Consider the following 5,243-nt stretch of genomic DNA (forward strand, 5'->3'; position numbering starts at 1 on the left):
GTAATTAACCGCTTCGCTTTTGCTGCTAAACTCATCAATACTTACTTGATTTTTCAACCACTCTTCATTAAGAGGAGTTAACGAAATGCTTTGTCTAGTCATAATAATTTTATTTAGTGGTGTAAATATACACCAAAAATATAAAATCCGCATCGTAATTTTGAAAAGTTTAAAAAAACACTTCAAAAGTTACGCCATAACTTCTCCCATTTTATAATACTTCACAGGGTTTTTTATTCAGAAGTTTTATTTACTAGAAATAGTTGTTTTTATTTTGTCTTTTTTTGTTAATATGGCTTTTAATCCATTCCAGCTATAAGACTCATTCCATTTGCTTATTTTCATCATAAATTCTCCATTTGAATCTTTTTTTTCGATTTCTTCTGCTTCTTCTATAACTTTAATAATTTGATCTGGTTTGCCGCCAGCTTCTTTTGGGAATATGAAATTTTCGATGTGATAGTAAACGTCAGCATCGCCAACTTGATATTTTTCGGGTAAAACAATTAAATTTTTATTGTTCCAAGCGTAATAAAGGTAATATGTTGGAATTCCACAGGCTTCGCCGCTAAAACTAATTCGATATATTTCGGAGATGTTTTTTAGACCTAAATCTCCAATACATTTATCTTGGAAGAAATAACTTTCACTTAAATTATTTTTGTATTCTTTGGAATCTAAAATCTCGTTACTTGGGTTTAAAACTTTTACTGAAATATTATGTTTTTTTGTTGTGAATTCTACTTCTTGTTTTAGCTCAATTTTTTCGAGTGAAGTTAGAAAGGTCAGGTCTTTAATGGTTTTAAAATCTAACGCTAAAAATCCTTGCCAAATATATCCTGAATTTGAAATGCCGTTATTGTTAAAGGAAATCTCTACCCATTGTGCCTCAATACCTTTTAGCTTTAATGTTTGATCTGTGATTTTTAAGAGCAATCCTTTTTTGCCCAACTGAAGTGAGTCTACTATTTTTCCGTTTACTGAAGGTTCCGTTCTTACATAGCAATTTTTTGCAGCAATGATTACTTCAAGGTTTTCGTCTCTTTTCCAGAGATAACTTTCCGGACCTTGAGAAAAGCCATTAAAAAAAGTTAAGAGTAGTAAACTTAAATATAATAGCTTTTTCATTGATTTTAGTTTTACAGGTTACTTTTAATTTGTAAAACTAAATCTTCAAATTCTTCTTTACTTAAACTCACTTTGTTTTGAAAACGCATTTCATCCATTTCGTTTAGCGGAATTAGATGTACGTGAGCGTGGGGAACTTCTAGACCTATAACTGCCATTCCAATGCGTTTGCAAGGAATTGTTTTTTCTAAAGCTATTGCGATTTTTTTGGCGAAAGCCATTAATCCTAAATATAAATCGTCTTCAATATCAAAAAATTTATTGATTTCTTGTTTCGGAATACACAAAGTATGTCCTTTTGCATTTGGATTTACATCAAGAAAGGCTAAAAAATTCTCGTCTTCGGCAATTTTATACCCTGGAATTTCTCCGTTTACTATTTTAGTGAATATTGACATATTTTAATGTTTAGTTTACAGTGTTCAGTATATAGTGTTCAGTTGGCTCATAGTTTTTAAAGGACACAACTGAACACTAATTACTGACTAATCACTAGTCTCTAGTTATTTCAAGTATTTCAAACTTCAAAGTACCGTTTGGAACAGTGATTTCAGCAATTTCTCCAACAGATTTTCCCAGCAATCCTTTTCCAATAGGTGAAGTTACGGATATTTTTCCTGTTTTAAGATCGGCTTCGCTTTCTGCAACTAAATGGTAAGACATTTCCATACCATTGGTTTGATTTTTGATTTTTACGTGCGATAAAACTAACGCTTTTGAAACATCTAATTGAGATTCGTCAATCAAACGAGCGTTAGAATATACTTCTTCCATTTTTTTGATTTTCAACTCCAAAAGACCTTGAGCTTCTTTTGCTGCGTCATATTCTGCATTTTCAGACAAATCACCTTTGTCTCTAGCTTCGGCAATATCTGCGGATGCTTTAGGGCGTTCTATAGCTTTGAGTTGTTCTAACTCGTCTTTCAATTTTTTTAATCCTTCTGCGGTGTAATAAGATACTGTACTCATAATTTATTCGTTATATATAATAGAAAAAATCCCATAGGGATGGGATTTCTTTCGGCAAAGATATTATTTTTATTTCAATTTGTAATTTTATATGACAATCATATCATAGCAAAGTTAATTAAATTAAATTTGTTGCCACTTAATAATGTTATTATTTTAATATGAAACCATCTATTTTTGTTTTCTTGGCTTTTTTGATGCTTAATTGTCAGAAAGATACGGTTGTAAACAACAATCCTTATTTGCCTAATTATAATTTTTCTTTTATTATAAACACTAGTTTACCATTGTACAATAGCTTACAGTTCCCTGGAAATCCTATTTTAATTACCTCAGCTGGTGCTGGACTAAAAGGCATCATTGTAATGAATGCGGGTGTAAATGATTATCGTGCTTTTGAAGCCAGTTGTCCCAATCAATATCCTAGCAATTGCTCACAGTTAATTATCAATGGAATCAATGCTAAATGTCCTTGCGACGATAAAGAATATAGCTTATACACTGGTTTAGGAACGGGTGTTTTGTATCCTTTGAAACAATATAGGGTAGAAGTTGTTGGTGCAAATTTGAGAGTTTATAATTAGTTTAAAAAACAAAAACCTCCAAAATTAACTATGAATTCTGGAGATTTATTTTGATTTCTTTAAAACTTTAAAGTGATTCCTGTTAGAAAATTAATTCCAGCTTGTGGATAATAAAAATTCTCTGTAATTGCGTTGTCACTCGAACCAACTGGACGATAATAATAGCTATAGGTGTATCCATTTGAGACATATTTTTTATCGAAAAGATTATTTACTAATAAGTTGAAGGCTATTTCAGATATCCATTTTGGTTTTAATTTGAACGATGCATTGAAATTATTAATAAAATAGGCTTTCATACTTTTGCTTTCAGTTGATGTGTTATCTAAATACTGTTTGCCAACGTACTTTGAAATAAACCCGAGAGATAAATTCTCAATAGGAGTAAGAGTTAAAGTATTTGCAACAATTGTATTAGGTGAAAAAGCAATATCTGTATTTTTATATTCAGTTACTACTGGAGCGTACGAAACCGCATCGAAAGTAATTGGATCGTATTGGGTGTCGTAAACTAAATAATCAAAACTTTTAATTTTATTCTGACTAAAAGTAGCATTAGCTTCAATTTTAAAATACTTCGTTATTTGATAAGCCGCTTGAAGTTCAATTCCTGCTCTGTAACTTTTAGGTACATTTTGACGCACACCGTTTCCTACATCATCCAAAGCACCAGTAAGCACAAGTTGACTGTTGTAATGCATATAATACAGGTTTGCTGTTGCAAAATAATTTTTGGTTTTTAATTTATAACCCAATTCGTAATCTACTAATTGTTCTCGTTTTGGTGTTTTTGGATTTTTGGTTAAATCATCACCATTAGGTTCACGATTTCCAACTGCAATAGATCCATAAATATGGTTTTTTACATTTAAAAGATAAGTTAAACCGGCTTTTGGATTAAAAAACGAATATTTTTTATCGATATTATTTATTGGTTTAACATCAGAGGTTACACCTGATGATTTGTAATAAACATCTCTAAACTGGACATCGGCAAAAGCGATGAGTTTTGAAGTGATGTTGTATTCAGCTTTGGCATAGATATTCAAATCTTCTTTCAGCAATGAGCTTTCGTAATATTTGGTTTCAAAAGGCAAAGAGGTGGGAAAATTATTCCACAGAATCTCGCCAAAACGCAATCCATCATATTTATTATAACCACCTCCAATATTGAAACTCCATTTATCTTTATTATAATTTAGTGAATAAACTAGAGCATAAAAATCACTTTTTGCCCATTTTCTTCTAATTACATCGCTTTTATCTTCACCGTTTGGACTGTTTGGAAAGTATTTTTTGAATGTATCATTGGGTTTAAATTCTTCATAATACCCTTTTCCTGGCGTGATATTTCCTGAAATATTTCCAGATAAATTTTCATTAAATTGATGAGAAAAATGCAGTTGATAATGATTTTGTTCGTAGTTATCAACTTGGTTTCCGTAAGTATAGAAATTATACGTTCTACCAGAGTTCAATAAATTTCGAGCTTCGGCATCTGAAGAATAATTTCTTTCGATAAAAGCTTTGATTCCATCAATATCTCCATTTACAACAGCTTCGGGAGTTCCGTACCAAGATTGATAAGTTATTTCTTTTCCGCCAAAGAGGATTGCTTTTACAGCCGTTTTATCTTTTATAAATCCTGCTTCAATGTAATATCCTTCTAAATTTGATGAAGCCCTATCAATATAGCCATCACTCGCAATTTTAGACAATCGTCCTTCGGCATAAAACCCGTTTTTGATACCAGAACCAAGGCTTATGTTGTGTTTTCTGGTTCCAAAAGAACCTACACTATTTGAAGTTGTGGCATATCCGTTAGTTGATGGTTTTAATGTTTTTAAATTCAAACTTGCTCCAAAAGCACCAGAACCATTCGTTGATGTTCCAACGCCACGTTGCAACTGAATGTCTTCTACCGAAGAAATAAAATCGGGAATATCGACAAAAAAAGTAGCTTGACTTTCCGCATCATTGTATGGAATTCCGTTTATGGTCACATTCACTCGTGTGGCATCGCTTCCTCGAACACGAATTCCAGTGTAACCTACACCAGCACCTGCATCGGAAGTAGTCACAACTGACGGCATTTGATCTAATAAAATTGGTAAATCTTGACCTAAATTGGTCGATTCAATTTGTTTTTTGGTAATCGTTGAAAAAGCAAATGGTGCTTTGTCTTTGACTCTCGTTGAAATTAACAATACTTCTTGAAGTGAATTGGTTTTAGAAGAATCTTTTTCAATTTCTTGTGAGAAGGAGAAAATTGAAAATAGTGAAAAGATAATAGATGGAAATAATTTGCAACTTTTCAACGTTGCAGTTTTGTAACTAAATAAATGTTTCATCTGTAAAATGTTTTACAAATAAAAGGGGGAATTATTCTTTTTTTAAATTAATAAATGGTTGTTCAATAACAATGGATAACGTGCACATTATCTGTTTGTCATTTTTTCCCTTGGCAACATTACTTGCCCAGGTTCTTTGGGTATAATCTCAGCTCGTTATTTGGAGCACCCCTTTGAGACATTGCAAAAGTATGGTTTTAAATTCGAATTT

At 31.8% G+C, this 5,243-nt stretch carries 5 protein-coding genes; 1 reads left to right on the forward strand and 4 read right to left on the reverse strand.

Going from position 1 to position 5,243, the window contains the following annotated elements; all coding sequences use genetic code 11:
• Positions 1-246: 246 nt before the first annotated feature.
• From RMO70_RS15900 to greA, 3 genes are all read right to left on the reverse strand, one after another.
• A complete protein-coding gene (locus RMO70_RS15900; protein ID WP_310557427.1) occupies positions 247-1,128 on the reverse strand; it encodes a hypothetical protein in 882 nt (293 codons plus the stop codon).
• 11 nt (positions 1,129-1,139) lie between these two features.
• The gene (locus RMO70_RS15905; RefSeq protein ID WP_310557428.1) at positions 1,140-1,526 is read right to left on the reverse strand and encodes an HIT domain-containing protein; all 387 of its coding nucleotides are present in this window, start codon (positions 1,524-1,526) and stop codon (positions 1,140-1,142) included.
• A 94-nt stretch (positions 1,527-1,620) separates the two neighbouring features.
• Positions 1,621-2,097, reverse strand: coding sequence for a transcription elongation factor GreA (greA, locus tag RMO70_RS15910; protein ID WP_309608785.1), 477 nt, complete (start codon positions 2,095-2,097; stop codon positions 1,621-1,623).
• Positions 2,098-2,258: 161 nt separating this feature from the next.
• Here greA and RMO70_RS15915 point away from each other — a divergent pair, with 161 nt between their 5' ends.
• Positions 2,259-2,681 (forward strand): hypothetical protein, encoded by a 423-nt coding sequence (locus RMO70_RS15915; protein WP_310557429.1) that lies wholly within the window; start codon positions 2,259-2,261, stop codon positions 2,679-2,681.
• 59 nt (positions 2,682-2,740) lie between these two features.
• Here the strand turns inward: RMO70_RS15915 and RMO70_RS15920 are convergent, their stop codons facing one another.
• Positions 2,741-5,032, reverse strand: a complete 2,292-nt coding sequence (locus tag RMO70_RS15920; protein WP_310557430.1) for a TonB-dependent receptor domain-containing protein — start codon at positions 5,030-5,032, stop codon at positions 2,741-2,743.
• Between the last annotated feature and the right edge of the window lie 211 nt (positions 5,033-5,243).

Source organism: Flavobacterium sp. (assembly GCF_031422135.1).
GTDB lineage: Bacteria > Bacteroidota > Bacteroidia > Flavobacteriales > Flavobacteriaceae > Flavobacterium.